Genomic DNA, 22878 nt, shown 5'->3' on the forward strand with positions numbered 1-22878 from the left:
ATGTTGCCTATGATACTAAAAGCATGAAAGCAAAATTCGCTACCTTATGTTCAGCATGTGGGGATAAAATAGCGCCTGGAAAGGAAATTGCAAAAAATGAGTCAGGAAAATGGGTTCACAAGCATTGTGCCCCAGAAATAGAGTTACTCTAAGTCCTGGCTTAGAATTAGAACCTCTCTGGACTTTTTGTTATTTGACATTCCATATTTCCAATCCGGATATAGAATTGTATAATCCGAGTAGAGCTCGTGGATTTCTTTAGAATTGTTGTATGAGAGAATCCAGTTGTTTCGTTTTTTGAGAATCTTTGCCAAACCTGTATGATCAAAGTTTTTGTGCAAATCTCCCTTTTTACCATAAAGTTTGCTCTGGATTAGGTACGGCGGATCCAAGTATAGAAGCGCTTTTTTGTGCCTAGGAATAGATTTTTTGAAATCCAGTTGCTGTACAGTGAGGTTTTTGATTCGAAATGATTTTAGCTTTTCAATGGATGATTTTGTAAATCTTGGATTATTGTCTTGACCGCCGCTTGCCATTCCGCCGGATAATGTGGAGCCAGAAAATGAAGTCCTGTTTAGGACAAAAAATACAGACGCTCGCTCGAATTTACTTTTTGATTCCAGCTGGACTTTTTGTAATTTGTAAAATTGTACTTTTTTTAATGGATGATATTTTTTTATACTAGCTGCAAGTTTTTGTGGATTTTTTAGCAAAACCTGCCAAAAATCAACTAGCGGCCAAAAACTGTCATAACCATAAACCCGGATTCCATTTTGTGCGCAATAGATCTCAAGTGATCCACCGCCAAAAAATGGTGAGCAAAGACTTGTGGTTTCTTTTGGAATGTATTTTGATATGATTTTGACTGCGCGAGATTTTCCACCCGGATAGCGCAAAGGTGATTTAATCATACTAAATCGTTTTATTTGCTAATCCAGTATATCATTTACCTTTGATTGAAAACGAAAATACTTGGGCAAATGCAGTAAAAACCGACACCCAAGACGATTTCCACAAAAAATTCGACTCTTCCCTAGAAGCCCTAAAATCAAAATTTGGCAAAACCTACCCGTTAATTATAGGAGGAAAAGAAGTTTACACAGAAAAAACATTCGACGTACGATCACCATCTGACACCAGAATAATCCTGGGTAAGTTCCCACTGGCAACAAAAGAGGAGATAAACCTGGCAATAGAATCGGCCAAGGATGCATTTTACAATTGGAGCTCCACACCATATCAGAATAGAGCACAAGTCTTCCGCGAAGTAGCATCACAATTCTCCAAAGAAAAATTCACGCTAGCTGCCACAGTGAGCCTAGAAAACGGTAAAAACCGACTCGAGGCAATGGCTGAAATAGATGAAACAATTGACTTTCTGAGATATTATGCAGACCAGCTAGAAGCAAACCAGGGATTTGTTAAGTCAACCAAAAATGCAAACCCAAATGAAAAAACCCAATCTGTCCTAAAACCATACGGAGTTTGGGGAATAATTTCCCCGTTTAACTTTCCATCAGCCATAGCGATTGGAATGAGTAGTGGAGCACTAATTACGGGAAATTCTGTGGTACTAAAGCCGGCAAGCGATACGCCACTATCAGCCTTTCAATTTGTAAACGCAATCTACAAAAAAATCACGTCAGGTGCAATCAACTTTGTAACAGGACAGGGCAATATTGTGGGTCAAAATATACTTGAAAACCCAAATGTCTCCGGCATTGCATTTACCGGCTCCAAAGAAGTTGGGTTATCAGGATTTAGGTCATTTACTAGAGAGTCTCCAAAACCATTCATATCAGAGATGGGCGGCAAAAACCCAGTCATAGTGACAGAATCTGCAGATTTGGAAAAAGCAACCGACGGGGTTTTGCGTGCAGCGTTTGGATATGGCGGACAAAAATGTAGCGCCTGCTCGCGAGTATATGTCCAAAAGCAAATTGCGCCAAAATTCCTAGGAAAACTCGTAACAAAAACACAAAACCTCAAAATCGGACTTCCTTGGGAAAAGGACACTTACTTGGGTCCTATCATTAATGATTCTGCAAAAAAGAAATTCGAGTCAGCAGTGGAGCTTGCAAAAAAGGACGGCAAGATAATCTTTGGCGGTGAAACCCTAAAGGATGGACTGTACCAAAACGGCTACTATGTCAAGCCTACAATAGTATCTAATCTTCCGAAAGACCACAAGCTAGTCAAAGAGGAATTATTTTTGCCATTTTTGTGCGTTCAGGAATTTGAAAAATTCGATGATGCGATCAAGGAGGCAAACGATTCAGAATTCGGCCTCACAGCAGGCATATTTTCACAATCCAAGTCAGAAATTGACGAATTTTTCTCCAAAATCGAGGCTGGAGTAACGTACGCAAATCGAACCCAGTCTGCCACAACCGGAGCAATGGTGCAGTCACAACCCTTTGTTGGATGGAAAAATTCTGGAATCTCTGGCAAAGGTGCAGGCGGTGCATATTACCTAATCCAGTTCCTACGGGAACAAACCCAAACAATTTGTAACGAACAATAGGTTTTGATTAAATCGATTCACCAAACCAAAACTAACCAATTCTTTAAGCTTTTTTTCGTATGTAGTACAATATCTACACAATGTTTAACTGTAAATTCTAGTGTTGACGAATATTGAATACTAATATCATTATAGCTGTTGTAGCAGCAATTTCTGTAGCCGGATCATTTGGAATATTTATGACTCTAATGCCTACTAGCACACCACCTTCTCCATATGTTGTTCCGTCAAACACATTTGATGACACACCGCTAATATCAGTTGAAGGATCCCAAGAGCTCAAAAAATTTTCTTCATATGAAGAGCTCAAAAAATATCTTCAAACAACACAGATTTCACAAGATCAATTCTACCAAGACTATGGTGGCCCAATGGCTCTTGAAAGAAAAGTTTTCTCAACTCCTTTCACTAGAACAGATTCACAATCGAATATGGCTAAAGAAGCAGCTCCAACATCAGCTCCAATTCCATCCTCAGTTCCCACTATTGGAGTTGTAGATTCTGCCAAGCCAGAATACTCAACCACAAACGTCCAAGTCAAAAATGTGGACGAGCCAGACTTTCTAAAAAACGATGACAAGTACGTATACATCGTAACAGGCGACAAATTGACCATAATAGAAGCATATCCTGCAGAGACTGCAAAAATCATACTCAAGGTTGGAATCGATATTCCGCAAGGCCAGTCAATACAAAACATTTTCCTAAATCAGGATAGACTGGTCATTTTCTACCAAGACTATCAGGAAAACGATTACATCCCACAATACAATTTTGCACCATCAAAAATCTACACAAACCTAACTCACATCATAATAATGGATGTCTCTAGCAAGGAATCACCAAAGATAATCAAAGACTACAGCGTCAACGGATATTATCACAATGCCAGAATGATCGGAAATGTGGTCTATCTGATATCAATAGCAGAGGTAAATCACTTCCAGCCAATCATTCCGTTAATTAGAGAAGACGCAAGGACCATCATTTCTCCAGACGTTTTCTATTTTGATAACCCAGAATCTTACTATAATTTCAACATGGTAACTGCAATCGATATTTTTGCAGACACCATAAAATCAGAGACCTACATGATGGGCGGCGCAGGAACAATCTACATGTCTGAGAATAATTTGTACATTACATACCAAAAGAATTTACCATATCGGTATTACCAAGTCCACGAAAAGACCCGATTCTTTGAAGCCATAGTTCCAGTACTACCAAGCAACATACAAGCACAAATCAAAGAAATAACAAACGATTCCACAATAAGCGAATCCGAAAAATGGAGCAAAGTATCTGATCTGCTCCAAAACACCTATAATTCCATGTCGGAGTCGGAAAAATCAAAATTATTTGAGAAAATCCAGTCCGCAATCAACGACTATGAGCTGAAAATCCAGCAGAAAACACTAAAGACAGTAATTCATAAAATTGGACTGAATTCTGGCGAGCTAAAATATTTGGCAAAGGGTGAAGTTCCCGGAAGGCTGCTCAACCAATTCTCAATGGACGAGTCGGAAAACAGATTCAGAATAGCAACCACATCGGAATTTTACTCAAATCGCTCATACCTGCACAACAATGTCTATGTTTTAGACGAAAACTTGGTGCGCGTAGGAGCACTTGAGCAAATAGCAAAGGACGAGTCCATTTATTCCGCAAGATTCATGGGCGAACGACTATACCTAGTGACATTCCAAACAATAGACCCGTTCTTTGTAATTGATCTGTCCACAGACACGCCAAAAGTATTAGGTGAGCTCAAAATTCCTGGATTTTCGCAGTATCTTCACCCATATGACGAAAACCATGTCATTGGTATAGGCAGGGACACTAAGGAAAACCAGTGGGGCGGAGTCCAGACAGAAGGAGTCAAGCTGGCATTATTTGATGTAACAGATGTGTCCAAACCATCCGCAGTAGACGTGGAAATAATAGGAAAGCAAGGAACAGACTCCGAAGTGCTAAACGACCACAAGGCGATGCTCTTTGACAAGCAAAAGGGAATACTATCCATTCCAATTTCTAATTACAGCTATAACATAGAGCCGTACTACAAAGACGGCAAATATGTTGAGCCAAAAACATGGAGAGGATTTTACGTGTATGATGTCAAAGATTCAGGCTTTGATCTTAAAGGAACTATAATGCATTCAAACAGCACCGGCTACGAATACTATGGATACGGAAGCAGGTCATTTTACATCGATGACACACTGTACACTGTAAGCCCTAATCTAATGAAAATGAACACGATGTCCGATTTACACGAGGTAAACCAGATAAAATTCAGGGACGAGGCAAAACTAGTCCACTATATCGACTAATTCATTGTATATTTTTTAGCTTTGACTACAGTTAGGTTGCTCCTTTTGCAACCATGAGACTGTCATCTATGAGCTAGTTTTTCTTCTATTTGCTTTCTGATAAACTTTGATATCTCGTCTTTGTTTTTGCGACCAGAGCTTTTAGTCTTTCCGGATTTATCCACGATAATGACTTCGTTTAGCTCGCGGTTCTTTAGGTATTTTGCTCCAATATCGTTTGCAACTATGATATCTGATTCAGATTCTTTAAGTTTCTTTTTTGCCAGCTCTACAAGCTTTTGCCTTGAAATGTTAGTTTCTGCCTTGAATCCAACCAGAAAAATATTTTTTTGGATTTTTTTGATATTATCTATTATTTTTGGAGCCCTCTGCAGCTTGATAGTAATGCTAGCTTTGTCGCTTTTTATTTTTGACTTTGTTGGTATGGTAGTATAGTCGGCTGGTGCCGCAGATAAAATTGCTACATCAAATTTTTTGGACTGTAGTTCTTTTTTTACCGCATCGAACATTTGCCGAACTGTATTCACCGGTATGGTTTTAGCGCCCTTTGGCGGTTTTTCAGTTCCAGGCCCATACACCAGTGTGACTTTGGCGCCAGCCGAAATCATCTCCCGTGCAAGCAAAACACCAGTCTTACCCGAGCTCTGGTTTGTCAAAACCCGAATAGTGTCTATTGGCTCGGCGGTGGGGCCTGCAGTGATTAGTATTTTTTTACCGGACAAAAGAGGAGATCGGCCAAATCTGTCCAAAACATAGTCCAATACATCCTCAGGCTCAGCTGCCTTTGCCTTTTCCTCTATAAAATTAGGCTCGATAAACTCAACTAACTCTTTCAAAAACGAAATATTTCGCAATACGGCGGCATTCTCATACATTGCCTGGTGCATTGCAAGTGCCATTATTATGGGAATTTTTGCGCCAAACCCAACTGTTAACACAGTGGAAATCGGCGTGTCATCAATTCCATTTGCAAGTTTTCCCAAAGTGTTTGCAGTCCCGGGATATACTATGATGCAGTCGGATTTTTTGTAATCGGCCAGCGCAACATGTTCCATTTTGCCTGTGAGTTTTGTTATTACCTCGTTTCCTGTTGCCCATTTAAAATAGTCCGGCTTGATCAGTTTTGTAACAGCTTCACTTGCAACACATGTAACATCCGCACCATGCCTCATTAGTAATCTTGCCAGTTCTATTGCCTTGTATGCAGCAACACTTCCCGTAACACACAGAACAATTTTTTTTCCAGCTAGTTCTGTTCCGTATGATTCCACTATGTCTAACGATGGATGCTTATTCAATTTCCTTCATGAGCTTATCTAGCTCGGATTTCTCCATTGTAAACCAATTTTCCTTTGTAGGAAATTTTCCTGCCTCCACATCTGATTTGTATAGAGATATGGCCTTTGTTATCTGGTCAGATAATGTCATGTATTGCTTTACAAATTTTGGTTTTATTTTGTCATACATTCCCAGAACGTCATGCACCACTAATACTTGACCATCGCAAAATTTTCCAGATCCTATACCTATAGTAGGAATCGACATGGATTCGGAAATTATTTTTGCCACTTCAGATGTAACCATCTCCAGTGCTATGGAAAAAACACCTGCCTTTTCCAAGGCTTTTGCATCTTCAATTAGTGTAATTGCAGCATCCTTTGTCTTTGCCTGGACCCTGTACCCTTGCGCAAGCGTGGTAGTCTGAGGCTGAAATCCAATGTGGCCCATCACGGGAATGCCTGTATCCACTATTGCTTGGATGGTGGGCGCAACAATTTTTCCACCTTCGAGTTTAACAGCATCAGCTCCTGCTTTTATCAGTCGGCCAGAGTTTGCAATTGCATCCGATATGCTTGCCTGGTATGACATGAAAGGCATGTCAGCCACTAGAAGTGAATTTTGTCTTGCACGAGATACAGCATCTGTAAATAGAACCATCTGATCCATGGTAACAGGTATTGTGTTTTCATATCCGAGCATGACCATGCCGGCACTATCACCAACCAGCATGATGTCAATCCCAGACTTATCACATAATGATGCTAGGGTATAATCATATGCAGTAATGACAGATATTTTCTGGCCGTTCCTTTTTTTGTCTAAAATATCCTTAACTGATTTGTGCATTGCGAGCCCTCCTAGTCAAATTTGCCTTGATTTCTAGTATTGCTAGTGCAAGATTTTTGGAATTGTCAAATTTTATCTCTTTGGGGTTTTTGCAGGATTTTATCAATAATATAATTGCGCGAACAACGTTGTCCACTATTGTAATATCGGCAGTCTCGGCTGTGCGTGACATTGGGTTTAGATCAAATGTTATTACTTTTTTTCCGGCCTTTTTTAGTGCTAGTGTTCGATCGCCGTCTTCCAGTGGAACCACAACCACATCCGCAGAATAAATTCCATCCCTATCCACAATTCTTCTAGCAGAATCCAGGCCAGAAAGTTTAGTAGAGTTTTTCTTATCCATTCCATAGATCCTAGGCGCGCCGTTTTTTTTCAATACGCGAAAAATGTTTTGTCGTCTGGACTTTGTTGCATAAAATAGGTTTACTTCTATTTTTGCGCCAGAGACTTTGGCAAGCTGTACTATTTCCTTTGAGCATAGCCCAGCAATGTTGCCGTTTACCGAAATTACGGGATTTCGTGCCTGTTTTAGCATAAAGGCGGCAGCCAAAATCGCCTTTTTGGCAGATTTTGATGTTTTTTCACCAATCAAATAGTCAAATGCCTCACCACGCCCGTGCGCCATGAGTCCTTCCTTTGCGATAAGACCAGCATCAAATGCTTCAACTAGTCTTTCTCGGATATACAGCGATTTTGCCCGCGGATGATTTGTTGGAATATGATTCAATGTAATAGTCTTGCACCGACTTGGTCGATTTTCGATTTGATTATAATTCCATCAGGATATTTTTCCAAAATGGAAATCACCATACTTTCCATTTCAGGTTTTATCAGAGTAAATATTGTCTCACCAAAAAGTGCAACACCACATTTTATTTCGTTCTGTTTCAGATCGTCAATTACCAATTTCATTTTTGGCGTTATAATGTCAACATAGTTTGCAAATTCAATAGAATAGTCATGGAACTGGTCTACATTTTTTGTTTGCACTAGCTTGTCCACCATTTTCCCCCCAAGGCCGTTTATTGATGCCAGTCTTTCCTTAAGGAATTGTTTTGTAGAAATTGGCGAAAAGCAAATCATTATCGCACTATATGATTCCAAAGATATTTTCTTTATTTGGCCAATCCCTGGCGCACCTCCTTTTACTCTAATCTCAAATCCACCGTGATATGACGCCAAAACATCGCCTAGGCCAGTTCTGCACATTACCTCTGCATTGTGCGCCATGGTACCAAGCTGTTCTTTGGTATAGTTTGTCCTAAATGCAGAGTTTAGCGCATATACCAAAGACAATGCAACGGCCGCAGAACATCCTAAACCATAACCCACTGGGACCTTAATGTCATGGTGTACTTTGAGAAAATAATTGCCCTGCATGTTTTTGAGAAACTCGGAAATTACAAATTCAGAGACCTGCGTGTTATCTGGCCGGTATCCAGAAATTGTAATGGCGTAATCAGAAAATTCAGAGTCCTGCACTTCGACTGTTGAGGTGACTCCTTCTTGGATGGAAAAACCCGCACCCAGAGAGCCTTGCATTTCAGGCCTTGCTATCTGGTCTAGTTCTGCCTTAAAGAATCCAGTTATGTGTGCAGGGCTAAATGCAATCCCCTTCATCTGATCTGAGTTTAAATTTTAATAAAAATATAAGAATATGGCTTATACTAATTAGATTAGTATAAATTGCCTAAATTCATTCGACGCCTGCAAAAGATAGGAAGCAGCATTCTGGTATCATTGCCAAAAGAATGGGTCAAGGCAAACCATCTAGACAAGAGTGCCGAGGTAGAACTCGAAACATCCGACAACACCGTATCAATTACCGCAGGCAAAACAGAACGGCCATCAAAGGAAGTCGTAATATCGTATCCATTGCCGCAAGACGAAAACATTGTCGCAAACATTACCGGCGCATATCTGATTGGCTATGACATTATTCGAATAAAGGCAAGGACTACCATTCCGGCAGAAGACAGGGAAAAAATCCGCAATTCCATGAGAAGACTCGTTGGTATGGAAATAGTGGAGGAAGACTCGTCAAATGTAAATGTCCAGTTCCTACTTGATGCGGCCACGCTAAATCCACAAAAAATTCTCAAGCGAATCAGCTCTATCGCACTGGGAATGTTTAATGATGTATCATCTTCTTTGATATCAGACGACAGATCAAACCTCCAGACTCTATCGCACCGGGACGACGAAGTAGACAGGCAGTATTTCCTTTTGGTCAGACTGATTCGTAGTACCATCTCCGACAAAAGACTTGCCACCGCATTTCATCTAGAAAACATTGACGTTCTGGATTACAGAATTGCAGCAAATATTCTAGAGACAACAAGTGATACTCTGGTAGAAATTGCAAATTCATTGTCGAATACAACACTATCAAAAAACGACCTCAAAAAAATATACGAGCTGACAAAAGACATAGAATCAATTCACCAAAAATCAATTGACGCATTTATTGAGCAAAACCGAAGCCTGGCAATTGATGCTATTGCAAGCCATAGGAAATTCCAGAGAAAAATATCTGACATCCGCTCTTCAATAGAGCAAAAAAACCAGTTCCAAATTGACCTATTGGATCTAATCTACATGTTTGAGCGAGTCTCTAGGTCCTGGGCAGACGTTGCAGATCTGGTCAAGCCAGTCTACTAGATCGTCTAGTACAACTTGTTCTTTGCAGCATAGGTCAAAACAGCACAGATTGTTTTGGAATCGATAATTTTTCCTATCTTTATCATAGATATGAGGCGCTTGAGGTCCATCTTTACAACAGACATTATCTCGTCTTCATCAAGCACCTGTGCGCTTGTTTTTTTGAGATTTTTTGCAACAAAGCAATGAATTGCCTCCTTGTTATACCCAACAGAAGGATAATACGTCAAAAAGTGTGTCATTTTTGACGCCTTGTAGCCAGTTTCCTCCTGAATTTCGCGAAAAGCGCAACTAATTGGCTTTTCACCCTTTTCCAGCGTGCCTGCAGGAATCTCTAGTACGTATCCATGCGGGAATCTGTACTGTTTTACTAATATGACCTTACCTTTCTCATCAAATGCTAAAATTGCAGCAGCCCCTCGATGTTCTATAATTTCGCGCTTTACTTTGCGTCCTTGTATGGTAATATCATAGATGCTCAGGCCCAAAATCTTACCGTCATAGATCTTTTTTTTTCGCATCTATACAATCCCTGATTTTGGATGGATTTTAATGATATGCCAGGTGTAGTTTTTGGGAAGCCCTTGCTTCCTTGATTGCGTTTTTAATCCATTTCTGTGGGAATGTTATCTTTTTTGGAATAAACAAGTCCGCAGATCCTACTCCCTTTATTAGACGCACCCTTTGCGTTATGGAATCTAATTCAAATATATTGTTTGAAAACAAGACTAATACAATCTGGTTTTTTGACAAAAATGGTTTCATCAAAAATGACTCGGAAAACTCTTTTTTGAGTGACTTGAGAGTCTCATTAAAGTCGCCAGCAACCCAGGCTAACACCACAAAAGGAATGTACTGGCCAAACTTGGTAGGATCATAAATCATGGTAAACTGGATTGCCTCGTCGTTTTGCAGTTTCTGCAAAGATCGCGTGATAGTTTTTGTGGAAAGCCTTGTCTTTTTTGCTAAATCATCTATCTTTGCCCGCGGGTTCTTTAGCAGCTCACTAATGATGTCAACATCGGTCCTTGTGAGGTCTGATCGTATTCCTGGGTTTTCCGCTTCAAATATTGACAATAACCTGACATCCTTCATCAATCCCTTTGCAAGCTCTATTTTTTGAGAAACATTTTCCTTTACTACAATCCCACAAACCGTGATACCGCCAATAACTGGCACAACCAAGAACGACTCACCAATCAATTCCACTTGTTTTAGGATTTCATTTATGTTCTGGCCTGTCACAACAATATACAACAGACTATATCCAAAAACTGGTGGCTCTATTTTCAGTGTATAGTCCTCGATGATTCCGTTTTTTATCATCTTTGCAATTCGTGACTTGACTGCAGCACCGGAAATTCCAATTCTGGTGCCGATTTGCCTGTCGGATTCACGGCAGTTATCTAGCATTGTGTGTAAAATATCCACGTCTAATTTGTCCAATTTGCTAGAGTTAGGCACTATTTTCTTATTAAACACTACTATTCATTAATTGAAGTGTCTGATTTAAGCATTTTATGCATATAATACATTAAATATCAGACTAAATTACTATACTCATGGATTACCGAGTCCAACTAGCAAAAAGAATGCTCTCCAACAAAAAGGGCTCACTTATTGGTGCAGTACTTGCCGTATCAATTGGAATATTGGTAATTCATGTGAATTTTGTAATTTTCCAAGGATTATACGATGCAATTGTCAGGGATCTGTCCAGCTATAGATTTGGAGATGTCCTAGTGACAGACGAGGAGAGCTTCATTACAAAATCCGATACTTATCTGGTAGGATGGTTTGAGAAAATACCATATGTAGAGGCCGCAACGCCCAGGATGCAGTCATCCGCATCAATTACCGTAACAAAAAATGGAAAATTAGTCGAGGAATTCCGAGTTTCAGTCATTGGTGTAGATCCAATGCGGGATCCAAGGGTATCGACAGCTTACCAAACAGTATCTGACGGCCAGTTTGTCTTTTCAAGAAACTCAATTGTTATTGGATCTCGGGTAATCGATGATCTCGGCGGAGCTATGGTGGGTGATAGCGTCAAAATAAAGATCACTGACAGGCGAGGCGAAGATCAGGTCAGAAGATTTCTCATCACTGGTATAACAACATCGCCTGGAGGGCAGGGCCTAGACTCACAGGTGATAATGCACATTGATGCGCTTCGAGACATGCTGGACAGAGGCGGAGAGACGGGAGAAATTTTGGTAAAGCTAAATGATCCAAAAAAGGCATCCGATGTGAAAAATTATTTTCTCAGGACTTTTCCTAATGATGATTTCAAGGCAGAAACTATAGAAGAATCTGCAGAGGCAGCACTAAGCGGTTTTAGATCAGGTATTGCCATGATCAACATGATTGGCTATTTTGGGTTAATGTCGTCGGCATTCGCAGTGGTAACAATCCAGATGATGCTAGTATCTAGCAAGACAAGGGAGGTGGGTGTCATGCGCGCAATTGGAGCCAAAAGAAAGGACATCTTGATTATCTTCATTGTCCAAGGCATGATGATTGGCGCAATAGGCGCGGGAATAGGCACGGCAATGGGCCTAGGATACACGTTTTACGCAAAAGAGACCAAGATGACCTTTGCTGGGTCCATCCCACTAGAGGTAAGCTACGACTGGGCAAAAATCACCCAGACTGCAATCATGGCGTTTTCATTGGCAGTAATGGCGTCGATTTACCCGTCATACAAGGCAACCAAACTGCAACCGGTGGAGGCAATGAGATATGTCTGATATTGTACTGGAATTAAAAAACGTCAACAAGGTTTTCGGACATGGAGATACCCGAGTCCAAGCTCTAAACAATGTTTCATTTTCTGTAAAAAAAGGAGAGTTTTTGCTAATTGTTGGAAGCTCCGGCTCCGGCAAGTCTACATTACTTAACATGATTGGATTATTGGACAGGCCAAGCAGCGGCCAAGTAATGATTGATGGAAAAAACACAACCAAGCTATCCGATGGAAAAATCTCGGAATTTAGAAACTCCAAGCTAGGCTTTATCTTTCAATTTTCAAATCTTATGGCAGACCTAACAATTTTGGAAAATGTGTTGCTGCCAAGAAACATACAGAGATCAGATAAAAATGCATACAAAGAAGCATCAGATCTGCTCAAGGCAGTGGGATTAGAATCGCAAATCAACAAGCGGGCAAACGAGGTCTCTGGCGGACAAGCCCAGAGAGCAGCAATTGCAAGGGGTCTAGTGAATCATCCAACCATAGTATTGGCTGATGAGCCGACAGGAAACTTAGACTCTGTTACTGCAGAAACCATTGTACAGCTAATGAAGTCAATGGCAAAAAAGCTAAACCAGACATTCATCATAGTAACACACGACAGAAACCAATTTGGCAAAGTGGACCGAGTTATCACTACTAAGGACGGGCGCGCATTTGAGGGAGAAGACGCGCCGCCAAAAATGGAGCTGACAGTATGAAAACCCTAGTCTATGTCATGATATCTCTAATTGTATTATCGCCTGTGCTTGATGCCTATGCCCGACCAGGTAGTCAGGAAATTAACTCACCATTTGAGCGTAATTTTGGCGATGTCAAGTTCCTAGATGCATATTTTGGCACTCTAAATAAAAAAATCGAGGTAACACCAGGCGACAAAAACGTTCCACTTACCGTGGTATTTGCAAATGTGGGCTCGCAAGATATCACTGGAATCAGAGGGCAACTCCTAATGCCAACGGGCTTTAGCTCATCGGATAGCGAGGGGGCGCTAATTTTTGCGGACAGCAATTCCGAGGCAACTAAAGGAAAACACTTTTCGTTGACATTTTTTATAAATCTGGACAAGAGCATATCTGTACAACAATTCCCAGCAACTGTCAAACTTGATTATACTAGAATTCTAGAGTCCGGCACCAGAAATTCATTCTTTGACTTTAATTTCATGGTAACTGGAAAAAGCATCCTAAATCTCAAGGCCGATAATCCATTTTTGACTTCTCTAAAAACAAATAGCGTCACAGTAGAGATAACAAACACAGGTACAGCACCATTATCCAACGTCGAGGTTGTATTGCAAAATAGCCAGTTGAAGTCAAGCAGTTCCACCACCTTAACAAACATAGAAAATGTCGTCTTTGATCAAAATAAATGGAATATCGGCACAATAGACAAAAAATCATCCAAGAAATTTTCCTTTTCTGTATTTGTTCCTGAAAATATTAGAACCGAAACACTGCACATACCATTACTAGTGTCGTATTTTGACGGACATGGGAACAAGACAGAAGACACAAGGTCTGTGGACTTTTACATAACTGGTTTGATTGACGCAAGGATCTACGACATCAAGGTAATAGATTTAGGAGACCAGCAGACCATAATCGGAGATATCATAAACGAAGGCAACATCAATGCCCTTTTTGCGTTTGTGACGCTAGAACCACTGGAAGGCTCTAATCTCAAAAAGGTAACCCAATTCATTGATGAGCTAGAAACAGACTCACCAATACCGTTCAACATCCCAGTAGAGTTTGACGGCGAGCCTAAGTACGGCGACCACAAAATCAAGGTTACAGTCCGATACAAAGATGATCTGCGGCAAGAACACCTAGTATCGGAAATTGTAACTGTGACACTCAAGGACCTGACCATAAAACCAGAGCCCTCACCAATGGACTTTGCACCAGGAATAATCAGCCTGATAATAGCTGGCATAGCAGGATATATCATATTCAAGAAAATCAAAAAGAAAAAGCAGGCTCGGGCAGAAGAAAACTAAACCCACTAGAATTATTAATCAAATAGTGGTATTTTTGATCCATGCCTTTTGATGAAATCGAAATCCCAAAAGAAATTCGACCGTTCATGCTAGAGCGGGCCCAAGAAACAAAACTTGGACACAAAAACGGTGCACAAAGGCAGTTCCGATACAAAAATCTGCACATCAGAGAATACGAAGACAGGTACCTCGTCCACGTGGACAGGGTCAATCCACATGACGATCCTTTGGGACATCTAGTCTATGACGCCCCAGAGGTCCTAGTAGGCCTGGCAAGCGGGGCAATTGGCGGTGCAAAAATAGCATCTCACATTTACAAAAAATCCAACAAGTCAAAAAAAGACAAGCAAATTGCAGCTGCCGCAGGGATTCTATCATCCATAGTAATTGGTTATGTTGGCTACAAGCTTGCAAAAAAGGCAAAAGGTCAGTGATGTTATGAGCACAACTAGAACCATCCATGTTTTGATAAAACTTATTCCATTGATTTTGGCACTAAGAAAGGACAGAAAAGCCTGGGTTCGCTCTGAGGGAAAAAACCTAGATCTGACAAGATTTCAAAAAAACGCAAGCAAGGTTCTCAATACTTTTGTCTCACTGGGTCCAGTCTACATTAAGTTGGGCCAATGGTTATCATCTCGAGCTGATATTTTGCCACAACCATACCTGGAGGAATTATCCAAGCTGCAAGACGATGTTCCAGCAGAATCATTTGAGAAAATAAAGCCAATCATAGAACAAGATCTCGGCTCTTTGGACAAGTTTTCCACAATAAACACAAAGGTAATCTCTGGCGCATCGCTTGGCCAAGTATATCTTGCAAAAATAAAAGACCAAGACGTCATTGTCAAAGTAAAGCGACCGGGAATTGAAAAAATCATAGCACAAGATATCAAGGTTCTAAAAAAAGTCCTCCCGGTTGCAATGCAATTTGTCGATCCTAATCTGAGATTTTCTGCACAATCAATGCTGTCGCAGTTTATAGAAACCATCCATGAAGAGCTAGACTATACCATAGAATCGAAAAACCTCAAGACAATCAAGAAAAATCTAGCTAGATACGACTATGTCAAGATTCCAGAGGTGTATGACGATTATTCAACAAAAAATGTCCTTACCATGGAATACATTCCTGGAATTAAAATAACAAACATTGAAGATCTAGACAAGGCAGGAATCGACAGGCAAAAAATAGTCAATGACGTCCACAAGGTCTTCTTTACAATGTTGCTTCGCGATTCAATATTTCATGCGGATCCACACCCTGGCAATATCTCAATAGCTAATGACGGCTCGCTTATTTTGTATGACTTTGGTATGGTTGGCAAAATCGACAACGAAACCAGAATGAGAATTGTGCGATTGTACTTGGCACTGGTAGAAAAAGACCCACCACGAACAGTAAACGCCATGTCGGATCTTGGAATGTTGACACCCGACTTTAACCGCAGTGTAATAGAGCAAGGAATCGACATGTCAATTAGAACAATGTATGGCAAAAAACCAGACGAAATGGAGGTAAGGACTTTCATGGAGCTAGCAAACAAAACCATGTCCAAGTTTCCATTCATGCTACCAAAGAATCTGGCGCTATACCTAAGAATGAGCTCCATAATAGAGGGAATCTACAAGACTCACAAGGTTGACTTTAAGTTTGTAAAGGTACTAAAAAATATCCTAGAAGAAGAACAACTAATCAAGGATGCATACATTGAGGAAATCAAGCATTCCTTTACAAGATTTGTAAAGTCCATTGATGCAACCATATCAATTGCACCGGAACTGAAAAAATTCCTAGAGGAAAACAGGACACTACAATTAAACAAAAAGCCAAAACGTGATACCCTACTTGCAGGAAGTATCTTGTCTTCGGCTGTCTTCATTGGATCTGTACTTCTGTATGCAGAAAATTCTACGGCAGCTACTGCCGGCATGATTGGCGCATTTGGCATCATGGGAATTTTTGCTATATTTAGGAAAAAGTAGCTAATCTATTGGAATTTCCTTTTTGGAATAAGGAATTTTTACTGTCAATATTCCTTGTGAGAACTTAGCAGAAATTATGGCATCTTCCTTAATGGGTACTGGCAAGAGAATTTTTTTGTCTATAATATTTGGACGCTGTCTGTAAATTGTTCCATCTGATTTAGATTCCGGTTTTTGCGCGTTAATGGACAAGATATTTTTGTGGATTGCCAGTTTGATATCTTTTTTCTCAAATCCTGGCAGATCAATTATCAGAATAAGTGAGTCATTTTCCAAAATCATATCTACTGGTGGCAGGACGAACTCGTAGAATTCGCGTGACTTGTTGCCAATTTCTTTGGTTATCTCTTTTGTCATGTTCTTGACTAGGTCCATTTTGCTGTCTTTTTTGGATTTTTAGTTATAAGTTTTGATTATGCGTTATGTGCCTAGTTGTGGACAAGTTTCTTTCTCAGTTTTGTGCTTGCATAATCCATGGCAAGAGTAACAGCGAGTATCGCAAGAATGAATGGGGCAGCCTTTCCATAGTTGAGGCTCTCCAGATGATGTATTATGTAAAATCCAATTCCGCCAGCGCCAACCAGACCAAGAATCGATGACTCCCTCACGCTGTATGATAGCAAAAATAAGTATTGGTTTCCCATATGTGGAAGCGCCTCTGGAATAGTCACGAATCTAGCAATTTGCATTCTTGTTGCCCCAATTACATGCATGGCATCATATGACGACACATTTTGTGATTCATAGATTTCATATAGGTACTTGCCGCTCAAGCCCATGATGTATAGTGATATTGCCAATATTCCCGCAGTTGGGCCCAGGCCCACTATTACTACAAGCAGAATTGCCCACAACAAGGGTGGTATCGACCATAGTATGCCCAAAAGACCCCTAAATGCCGCACTCACATAGGAAGGGGAAATATTTCTTGCCGCAAGTAGTGCAGCCGGAATTGAGAGTACAAACCCAATACTGGAACCGATCAAAGCCATCTCTAGTGTTTCAATTAGGGACCACAACACCTTCTCGCCGACACTAAAATCAAATTCCAACAATTCCTCAACTATTACGACAGAGTTTCCAGTGTCCTTGATTATTGAAAGTGGATTAAAGCCCAAATGAATCGAGCTTCCAATTATGATTAAGACAATGGCTATCCATGTATATTGAAAACGACTAGGTTTCATAGAGATGCTCCGCCGTTTCTTTTGTGATTTCTTTTGAGGGGATATTTTTTTCAATTTTCCCATTTATCAAAATCAAAACGTTGTCGCTGTACATTTTTGCGATTTCCGGATTATGATGCGTCATTAACAGTGTAATGCCCATTTTCTCTTTGATCTCTGTAAAAATGTCCATTACTGTGACTGCTGCCTTAAAATCAAGACTTGCAGTCATTTCGTCTGCCAGAATTATTGATGGTTTTTGTATCAATGTTCTTGCAATTGCGACTCGTTGTTTTTCGCCACCACTCAACTTTTTGACCTTGGTGTCCTTTAGGTGGGAAATCTTTAGGTCATACATGAGTGAATATGCCTCTGAAATTGTGTCCTTTGTGTATGTGCCAGTAATTGCCCGCCACCTGGGCATTCTTCGAAGTGCACCCATCATTACATTTGTAAATACATCAAGCTCGCCTACCAATCCCAAGTTTTGGGGAATATATCCAAGCAACCTTTGATTTTTGTCAAATTTTTTTCCAAATAGATGAATCTCACCCGAAGTAGGTCGTACAAGACCGGAAGCAACGCGCAATAATGTTGTCTTGCCAGCCCCATTTGGGCCCATTATTGTAACTGCATTTCCCTGCGGAATGCTCACGGTTAGGTTGTCTAGTATTTTTTTTTCATTTATGGTCAGTCGAATCGAGCTCAGACTGATGGCGTCCATGATTTTCTCACATTTTCTCTGTATATTTCAAACCTGTCATTTCTAGTGCGCTTTGTAGATTACCAAGATGCTCGTCAGAAGTGGTTTCCTCAAATTTCACAAAAATCGCAGAAACAAGCTTCCTCATGATCTGTTTAGTGATCTCATCCTCTCCAATCTCAAGCAATGCTGACTTCATCTTTGCTTTTGCTTCGGAGTCCATTTCTTTGCTGAAAACAACACCATGTGATGGTATGGGGCCCTGCTCGTGAATTACCTTTGTGCCGTCTTGTACTTCGCGGTATAGCTTTTCATTTACATCGCCTGCGATTATGCTCACATCGACTCGATTGTTTTTGAGTGCCTCCCATGCTTGGCCGTATCCACCTGCGAAGATAACATCTGAAAAGTATGATTTTGGATCGATTTCTCTTCCTTCTTCAGCTGTTACAAGACCCATCTCAACTAATGTTTTCATTGGAGTAACATAACCTGATGTGGAGAGTGGGCTGGGAAATGCAGCACTTTTTCCTCTCAAGTCTTCAAGTGTATTATATGGTGAATCCTTTGGTACAACCCAATAAGAATAGTAGTATGTCTCTGCTGTTAGTGTGTTATCTATGACAACTTCTCTTACTTCGGCAAGCTCTAATGTTGCGCCTGCCTTTTGAACTGCTAGATATGATGGCCATGCGCTCATAAACGCTATGTCTGCTTTTCCAAATCGCAAAGCCTCAACGACTCCTGCGTATGATGTTGGAACGTAAATCTGTACATCATAGCCTGTCTTTTGTTCTAAGAATAATTCAAGATCTTTTGCTTGTGATTCTATATCGCTTGCTTGTGCTGTGGGTTGGATTGCAAGTGTGACAACTTTGGTTTGTGTTGGCATAGTTTCCACACTTTGAGCATTTCCTATACTTGCAAAGACCCCATATCCAATACCTGCACCTATTGCCAAAACAATCGGAATTATGGCATAGATCTTATTCATGTTAAAAATTTTCTCTAGTCAATATTTAATCTGCTCAATCATTCTACGTTTGTATATTATGATGCGATAACATATCTAATAAAACACAAATCTGAAATCTACTTTTGTAATACTTTGTCGAATTCTTTGGTCGGTTTATTATTAAATTGAGTGGATTCTGATCCAATTAACAGCAAATTAACCGCAATAACTGTAATTTTTGCACTTGCAATAGCGTCAATCTTACTGGTTGTAGGATATCGAAGATAGATAAAATCACAGTAGCTGATGCACCGAAAGGAAACGAGATGTATCCATCTGCAGAAGACTCCTACACAGTAGATACATTCGCTTTCAATGATGCCACGATGACTCATGACTTTCAACTGTTCTTTCGAATCTCTGGATTTGGTAACAAGGAAGAGACACATTGCCAGAAATTATTTGTAAAAAGTGATTGGCGATACACAATATTTGCACAAAACATTAGAGATTACACTAGAACGAACAAACAGAGCTAATCCTGGAATTCTCAATGGGAGTTTAGTGTTATTGTGGTTCTAGTACAAGGACAATAAACTCTAATCTAAAATGTGCATGACAGATGGTTTATCACAAATTATTAAGTAACTAAAGACTTTGACAACGCAGAAAGTTTCACTGGCAAAGATGCATTTGCAGTACTAGAACAATATACCTTCACATGCGGTGGATATGAGATAGTAAATACTTCATACGAATAAATCATGGTAGAAAACAAAAAACCATACCAGTAAACTGGTCTTTTATTTATTTTTATGATAGATTTTTAATTACTACAACAAATCCCAATACGTTATGATTATTGCAATTGAGGGAAGCGATCAGGCAGGAAAAAAAACCCAGACGGAGCTTTTGGCCCAAGCCCTCAAAAAAAGTAAAATCAAAACAAAGACTTTTAGCTTTCCAGATTATACCACGCCACTAGGAAAAGAAATCAACGGATTTCTGCATGGGAAAAGAAAATTCCCACCCCAAGTAATCCATTGTCTTTTGGCCGCAAATAGATGGGAAAAGCTTGATCAAATCAAGACTGCCCAGTCACAAAACTCAGTTCTTATCATGAACAGATACTACCAGTCAAACCTGGTATATGGCGTGACAAACCATATGTCGCTGTCTTGGCTAGAAGGACTAGACGAAGGCCTGCCAAAGGCAGACTTGGTGATAGTACTGGATGTATCGCAAAAAGAATCATTTTCCCGTAAGAAAGCAAATCGCGACAAGTTTGAAAAAAATGCTCAGTTTCTCAAAACAATCTCATATACATACCGAAAACTGGCAAAAAAATACCACTGGAGCATAGTTAATGCCTCACAACCAAAGAACCAAGTCCATGCTGACATCATGAAAATACTATCAAAAAAGCTAGCAAAACTATGAAGCAATTCCTCGACATAGTAGATCCAATTCACGATTTCATCAGAGTTTATGAGACTGAGCTCAAAATCATCGACTCACCAATATTCCAAAGGCTGCGAAGAATACGACAGCTCTCAGGTGCGCACCTCACATACCCATCAGCACAACATTCCAGATTCGAGCACTCGCTTGGTGTAATGCACATTGCAGGCCAAGCCGCTACTGCACTCAAAGAGAAAGGATTTCTAAAATCAGATCAAATCGCAGAAATTCGTCTAGCTGCACTGCTCCATGATGTAGGCCATGGTCCATTCTCGCATCTATTTGAAGAAGTATTAGAAATAAAAAAGAAAATTTCACATGAAGAAATCGGCAAAAAAATCATCCAAGGTTCAGAAATTGGTGACATTTTATCCAAAGCAAACTATGACAAAAAGAAAATAACTAAACTCGCATTTGGTTATCCAAAATACCGATTTGTAAATGAAATTATCTCTGGTTCACTTTCTGCAGACATGATGGATTATTTGCAGCGAGACGGATATTTCACAGGAGCCGAGCACGCAAAAATCGATCACAAAAGAATAATCCAGTCTATGGATGTCTACAAAACCAAGCTAGCACTGGCAAAATCCGCACTGTACTCTTTTGAGTCTATGATTTTGTCCAGATATCAAATGTTCAAGGCAGTCTATTTCCACAAAACAGTCCGCTCAGCCGAGGTAATGATGTTAGAGTCAATCAGGTTAGCCGATGAATATTGCAATTTTACCGACTTGGACTTGAACATTTACACACAGCTCACAGACGAATTCGTAATATCCAAAATTCTCTCACTTGGTGATAACAAAGAGCAGAGGCGGGCAAAGAAATTTGCCTCGGATTACCAGAACAGAAGGTTGCTCAAGTGCGTATACGAAAAAATCATGACAAAAAAATCCCATAACTCTGAGCAAATTAGGGTGCAAATAGCAAAAAAATCAAAGTTAGGCCTAGATGAAATCTTTGTCGATACCTCTGGCACATCCTCACTACCCCTCACTCCTGCCAAGGAAAAAACAAAATCAATAACTCTAATCACTCCCAAAAAACCAATAGAAATCCCATTTTCCAAAATCCCAGTAGTGTCGTCGATGACCGAATCTATGAATATTTTGCGGGTCTATACGTCACAATCCAACAGAAAAAAAGTTGAAATGGCAGCAAAATCGATCCTTAATTGATACAATGAAAAAAAGAATCGTCCTAAAATTATCCGGCAGAATCTTTGGCATGGACAATAACGAAAAGCTACTCAAGGATTACGCAACGTTTCTAGTAAAAATGAGCAAAGTTTGTCAACCCATAGTAATTGCTGGTGGAGGTAAAATTGCGCGACATTACATTTTACATGCAAGATCTTCTGGCGCAGACGAATCCACACTGGACGAGCTGGGAATTGAGGTATCAAGGCTAAACGCTAAACTGCTCATCTATGCCCTTGGTGGCAAGGCATACCCACATCCACCAACAACACTTGCGGAAACAAGACATGCAGTTGATTCAGGCTTAATTGTTGTGGCAGGCGGTCTTCATCCAGGACAAAGCACAAATGGAACTGCCGCCCTAATAGCAGAAAAAATCCAAGCATCAGAGTTTCTCAACGCAACAGATGTTGACGGAATTTACGATTCCGATCCAAACAAAAACCCCAAGGCAAAAAAATTCAAAAAAATTGAGCTGAAATCCCTTCGTAGTCTTTTAGTAAAGGAGGACTCCATTGCAGGTGGTTATGACCTAATGGATATTGTCGCCCTCAAGGTAATAGAGCGCTCTAAAATCAAGACGCGCGTAATCAAAGCCGAAATTCCAACTATAGAAAAGGCAATCCGTGGCCAAGCAGTCGGCACAGAAATCGCACTATAGTTCTTTTTGGACTGCGTTATACCTCTCTGTCCAAATCTCAACAGTACTTCCTGAATATTCCTCAATTCCATATTCTCGCGCCTTTTTGAAAATATTCAATGCCTCTTCTTTTTGTAATGGCTTTGACTGAGCCTTTGTGTATCCGTCTTCATCAACTAGAATTGTGACATATCCGTCGGAAGTCTGTATTATCGCAGTATAGTTCTGTTCGCCCACAGGCACAAAGACTCCATCCTGTTTCTTTGTGGTGAGTGTAAGCATCGCAAATCCTCCCAAATTAAAGAGGATCATCTGGGATTTGCTAGCGCGCTCTTTTCCAATTCTTACTGCTTGGAAATACTGCAT

General features: G+C 40.2%; 23 protein-coding genes. 11 read left to right on the forward strand and 12 right to left on the reverse strand.

The window, feature by feature from the left end; all coding sequences use genetic code 11:
• Nucleotides 1–143: 143 nt before the first annotated feature.
• Nucleotides 144–908, reverse strand: a complete 765-nt coding sequence (locus FJ354_02400; GenBank protein MBM3905519.1) for a DNA adenine methylase — start codon at nucleotides 906–908, stop codon at nucleotides 144–146.
• Between the two features lie 44 nt (nucleotides 909–952).
• On the opposite strand from FJ354_02400, the gene FJ354_02405 reads away from it, so the two are divergent.
• Together FJ354_02405 and FJ354_02410 are read left to right on the forward strand one after the other, a co-directional pair.
• Nucleotides 953–2524, forward strand: coding sequence for an aldehyde dehydrogenase family protein (locus FJ354_02405; protein MBM3905520.1), 1572 nt, complete (start codon nucleotides 953–955; stop codon nucleotides 2522–2524).
• A 179-nt stretch (nucleotides 2525–2703) separates the two neighbouring features.
• On the forward strand, nucleotides 2704–4857 hold the full coding sequence (locus FJ354_02410) for a copper amine oxidase (protein MBM3905521.1): 2154 nt from the start codon (nucleotides 2704–2706) through the stop codon (nucleotides 4855–4857).
• 62 nt (nucleotides 4858–4919) lie between these two features.
• Here the strand turns inward: FJ354_02410 and coaBC are convergent, their stop codons facing one another.
• From coaBC to FJ354_02430, 4 genes are read right to left on the reverse strand one after another with little or no spacing between them, the layout of a single operon-like run.
• Complete coding sequence (gene coaBC / locus FJ354_02415; protein ID MBM3905522.1) at nucleotides 4920–6155, reverse strand: bifunctional phosphopantothenoylcysteine decarboxylase/phosphopantothenate--cysteine ligase CoaBC; 1236 nt, start codon at nucleotides 6153–6155, stop codon at nucleotides 4920–4922.
• Complete coding sequence (panB, locus tag FJ354_02420) at nucleotides 6148–6984, reverse strand: 3-methyl-2-oxobutanoate hydroxymethyltransferase (protein MBM3905523.1); 837 nt, start codon at nucleotides 6982–6984, stop codon at nucleotides 6148–6150. Before panB ends, coaBC begins: the two co-directional genes overlap by 8 nt.
• A complete protein-coding gene (locus tag FJ354_02425) occupies nucleotides 6968–7711 on the reverse strand; it encodes a phosphopantothenate/pantothenate synthetase (protein ID MBM3905524.1) in 744 nt (247 codons plus the stop codon). Before FJ354_02425 ends, panB begins: the two co-directional genes overlap by 17 nt.
• Complete coding sequence (locus FJ354_02430) at nucleotides 7708–8604, reverse strand: GHMP kinase (protein ID MBM3905525.1); 897 nt, start codon at nucleotides 8602–8604, stop codon at nucleotides 7708–7710. The genes FJ354_02425 and FJ354_02430 overlap by 4 nt, the downstream gene beginning before the upstream one ends.
• 66 nt (nucleotides 8605–8670) lie before the next feature.
• Here FJ354_02430 and FJ354_02435 point away from each other — a divergent pair, with 66 nt between their 5' ends.
• On the forward strand, nucleotides 8671–9645 hold the full coding sequence (locus tag FJ354_02435) for a phosphate uptake regulator PhoU (protein MBM3905526.1): 975 nt from the start codon (nucleotides 8671–8673) through the stop codon (nucleotides 9643–9645).
• 5 nt (nucleotides 9646–9650) lie between these two features.
• Here FJ354_02435 and FJ354_02440 read toward each other — a convergent pair whose 3' ends face one another.
• Nucleotides 9651–10166 (reverse strand): NUDIX hydrolase, encoded by a 516-nt coding sequence (locus FJ354_02440; protein ID MBM3905527.1) that lies wholly within the window; start codon nucleotides 10164–10166, stop codon nucleotides 9651–9653.
• Between the two features lie 28 nt (nucleotides 10167–10194).
• Nucleotides 10195–11091, reverse strand: coding sequence for a winged helix-turn-helix transcriptional regulator (locus FJ354_02445; GenBank protein ID MBM3905528.1), 897 nt, complete (start codon nucleotides 11089–11091; stop codon nucleotides 10195–10197).
• A gap of 116 nt (nucleotides 11092–11207) precedes the next feature.
• Between FJ354_02445 and FJ354_02450 the strand changes: the two genes are divergently transcribed.
• From FJ354_02450 to FJ354_02470, 5 genes are read left to right on the forward strand one after another with little or no spacing between them, the layout of a single operon-like run.
• The gene (locus FJ354_02450; GenBank protein ID MBM3905529.1) at nucleotides 11208–12395 is read left to right on the forward strand and encodes an ABC transporter permease; all 1188 of its coding nucleotides are present in this window, start codon (nucleotides 11208–11210) and stop codon (nucleotides 12393–12395) included.
• Nucleotides 12388–13098 carry an ABC transporter ATP-binding protein gene (locus FJ354_02455; protein ID MBM3905530.1) on the forward strand — a complete coding sequence of 237 codons (711 nt, stop codon included), beginning with the start codon at nucleotides 12388–12390 and terminating at the stop codon, nucleotides 13096–13098. Before FJ354_02450 ends, FJ354_02455 begins: the two co-directional genes overlap by 8 nt.
• Complete coding sequence (locus FJ354_02460; protein MBM3905531.1) at nucleotides 13095–14399, forward strand: hypothetical protein; 1305 nt, start codon at nucleotides 13095–13097, stop codon at nucleotides 14397–14399. Before FJ354_02455 ends, FJ354_02460 begins: the two co-directional genes overlap by 4 nt.
• A 41-nt stretch (nucleotides 14400–14440) precedes the next feature.
• Nucleotides 14441–14833, forward strand: coding sequence for a hypothetical protein (locus tag FJ354_02465; GenBank protein ID MBM3905532.1), 393 nt, complete (start codon nucleotides 14441–14443; stop codon nucleotides 14831–14833).
• A 4-nt stretch (nucleotides 14834–14837) separates the two neighbouring features.
• A complete protein-coding gene (locus FJ354_02470; protein ID MBM3905533.1) occupies nucleotides 14838–16385 on the forward strand; it encodes an AarF/ABC1/UbiB kinase family protein in 1548 nt (515 codons plus the stop codon).
• Here FJ354_02470 and FJ354_02475 read toward each other — a convergent pair whose 3' ends face one another.
• Genes FJ354_02475 through FJ354_02490 form a run of 4 tightly spaced genes read right to left on the reverse strand, consistent with a single transcriptional unit; the run spans nucleotide 16386 to nucleotide 19248 of the window.
• Entirely contained in the window at nucleotides 16386–16760 is a 375-nt protein-coding gene (locus tag FJ354_02475) for an Hsp20/alpha crystallin family protein (GenBank protein ID MBM3905534.1), read from the reverse strand.
• A 53-nt stretch (nucleotides 16761–16813) separates the two neighbouring features.
• Nucleotides 16814–17635, reverse strand: coding sequence for an ABC transporter permease subunit (locus tag FJ354_02480; GenBank protein MBM3905535.1), 822 nt, complete (start codon nucleotides 17633–17635; stop codon nucleotides 16814–16816).
• Entirely contained in the window at nucleotides 17562–18275 is a 714-nt protein-coding gene (locus tag FJ354_02485; GenBank protein ID MBM3905536.1) for an ATP-binding cassette domain-containing protein, read from the reverse strand. Before FJ354_02485 ends, FJ354_02480 begins: the two co-directional genes overlap by 74 nt.
• A 7-nt stretch (nucleotides 18276–18282) precedes the next feature.
• The gene (locus tag FJ354_02490) at nucleotides 18283–19248 is read right to left on the reverse strand and encodes a phosphate/phosphite/phosphonate ABC transporter substrate-binding protein (protein ID MBM3905537.1); all 966 of its coding nucleotides are present in this window, start codon (nucleotides 19246–19248) and stop codon (nucleotides 18283–18285) included.
• A gap of 816 nt (nucleotides 19249–20064) precedes the next feature.
• On the opposite strand from FJ354_02490, the gene tmk reads away from it, so the two are divergent.
• Genes tmk through pyrH form a run of 3 tightly spaced genes read left to right on the forward strand, consistent with a single transcriptional unit; the run spans nucleotide 20065 to nucleotide 22533 of the window.
• On the forward strand, nucleotides 20065–20649 hold the full coding sequence (tmk, locus tag FJ354_02495) for a dTMP kinase (protein MBM3905538.1): 585 nt from the start codon (nucleotides 20065–20067) through the stop codon (nucleotides 20647–20649).
• Nucleotides 20646–21851, forward strand: coding sequence for an HD domain-containing protein (locus FJ354_02500; GenBank protein ID MBM3905539.1), 1206 nt, complete (start codon nucleotides 20646–20648; stop codon nucleotides 21849–21851). Before tmk ends, FJ354_02500 begins: the two co-directional genes overlap by 4 nt.
• A gap of 4 nt (nucleotides 21852–21855) precedes the next feature.
• On the forward strand, nucleotides 21856–22533 hold the full coding sequence (gene pyrH, locus FJ354_02505; GenBank protein ID MBM3905540.1) for a UMP kinase: 678 nt from the start codon (nucleotides 21856–21858) through the stop codon (nucleotides 22531–22533).
• Here the strand turns inward: pyrH and FJ354_02510 are convergent.
• The gene (locus FJ354_02510; GenBank protein ID MBM3905541.1) at nucleotides 22528–22878 is read right to left on the reverse strand and encodes a hypothetical protein; all 351 of its coding nucleotides are present in this window, start codon (nucleotides 22876–22878) and stop codon (nucleotides 22528–22530) included. The two genes, pyrH and FJ354_02510, sit on opposite strands and share 6 nt — an antisense overlap.

It is taken from the genome of Nitrososphaerota archaeon (genome assembly GCA_016872055.1).
In the GTDB taxonomy this organism is placed as follows: Archaea; Thermoproteota; Nitrososphaeria; order Nitrososphaerales; family Nitrosopumilaceae; genus Nitrosotenuis.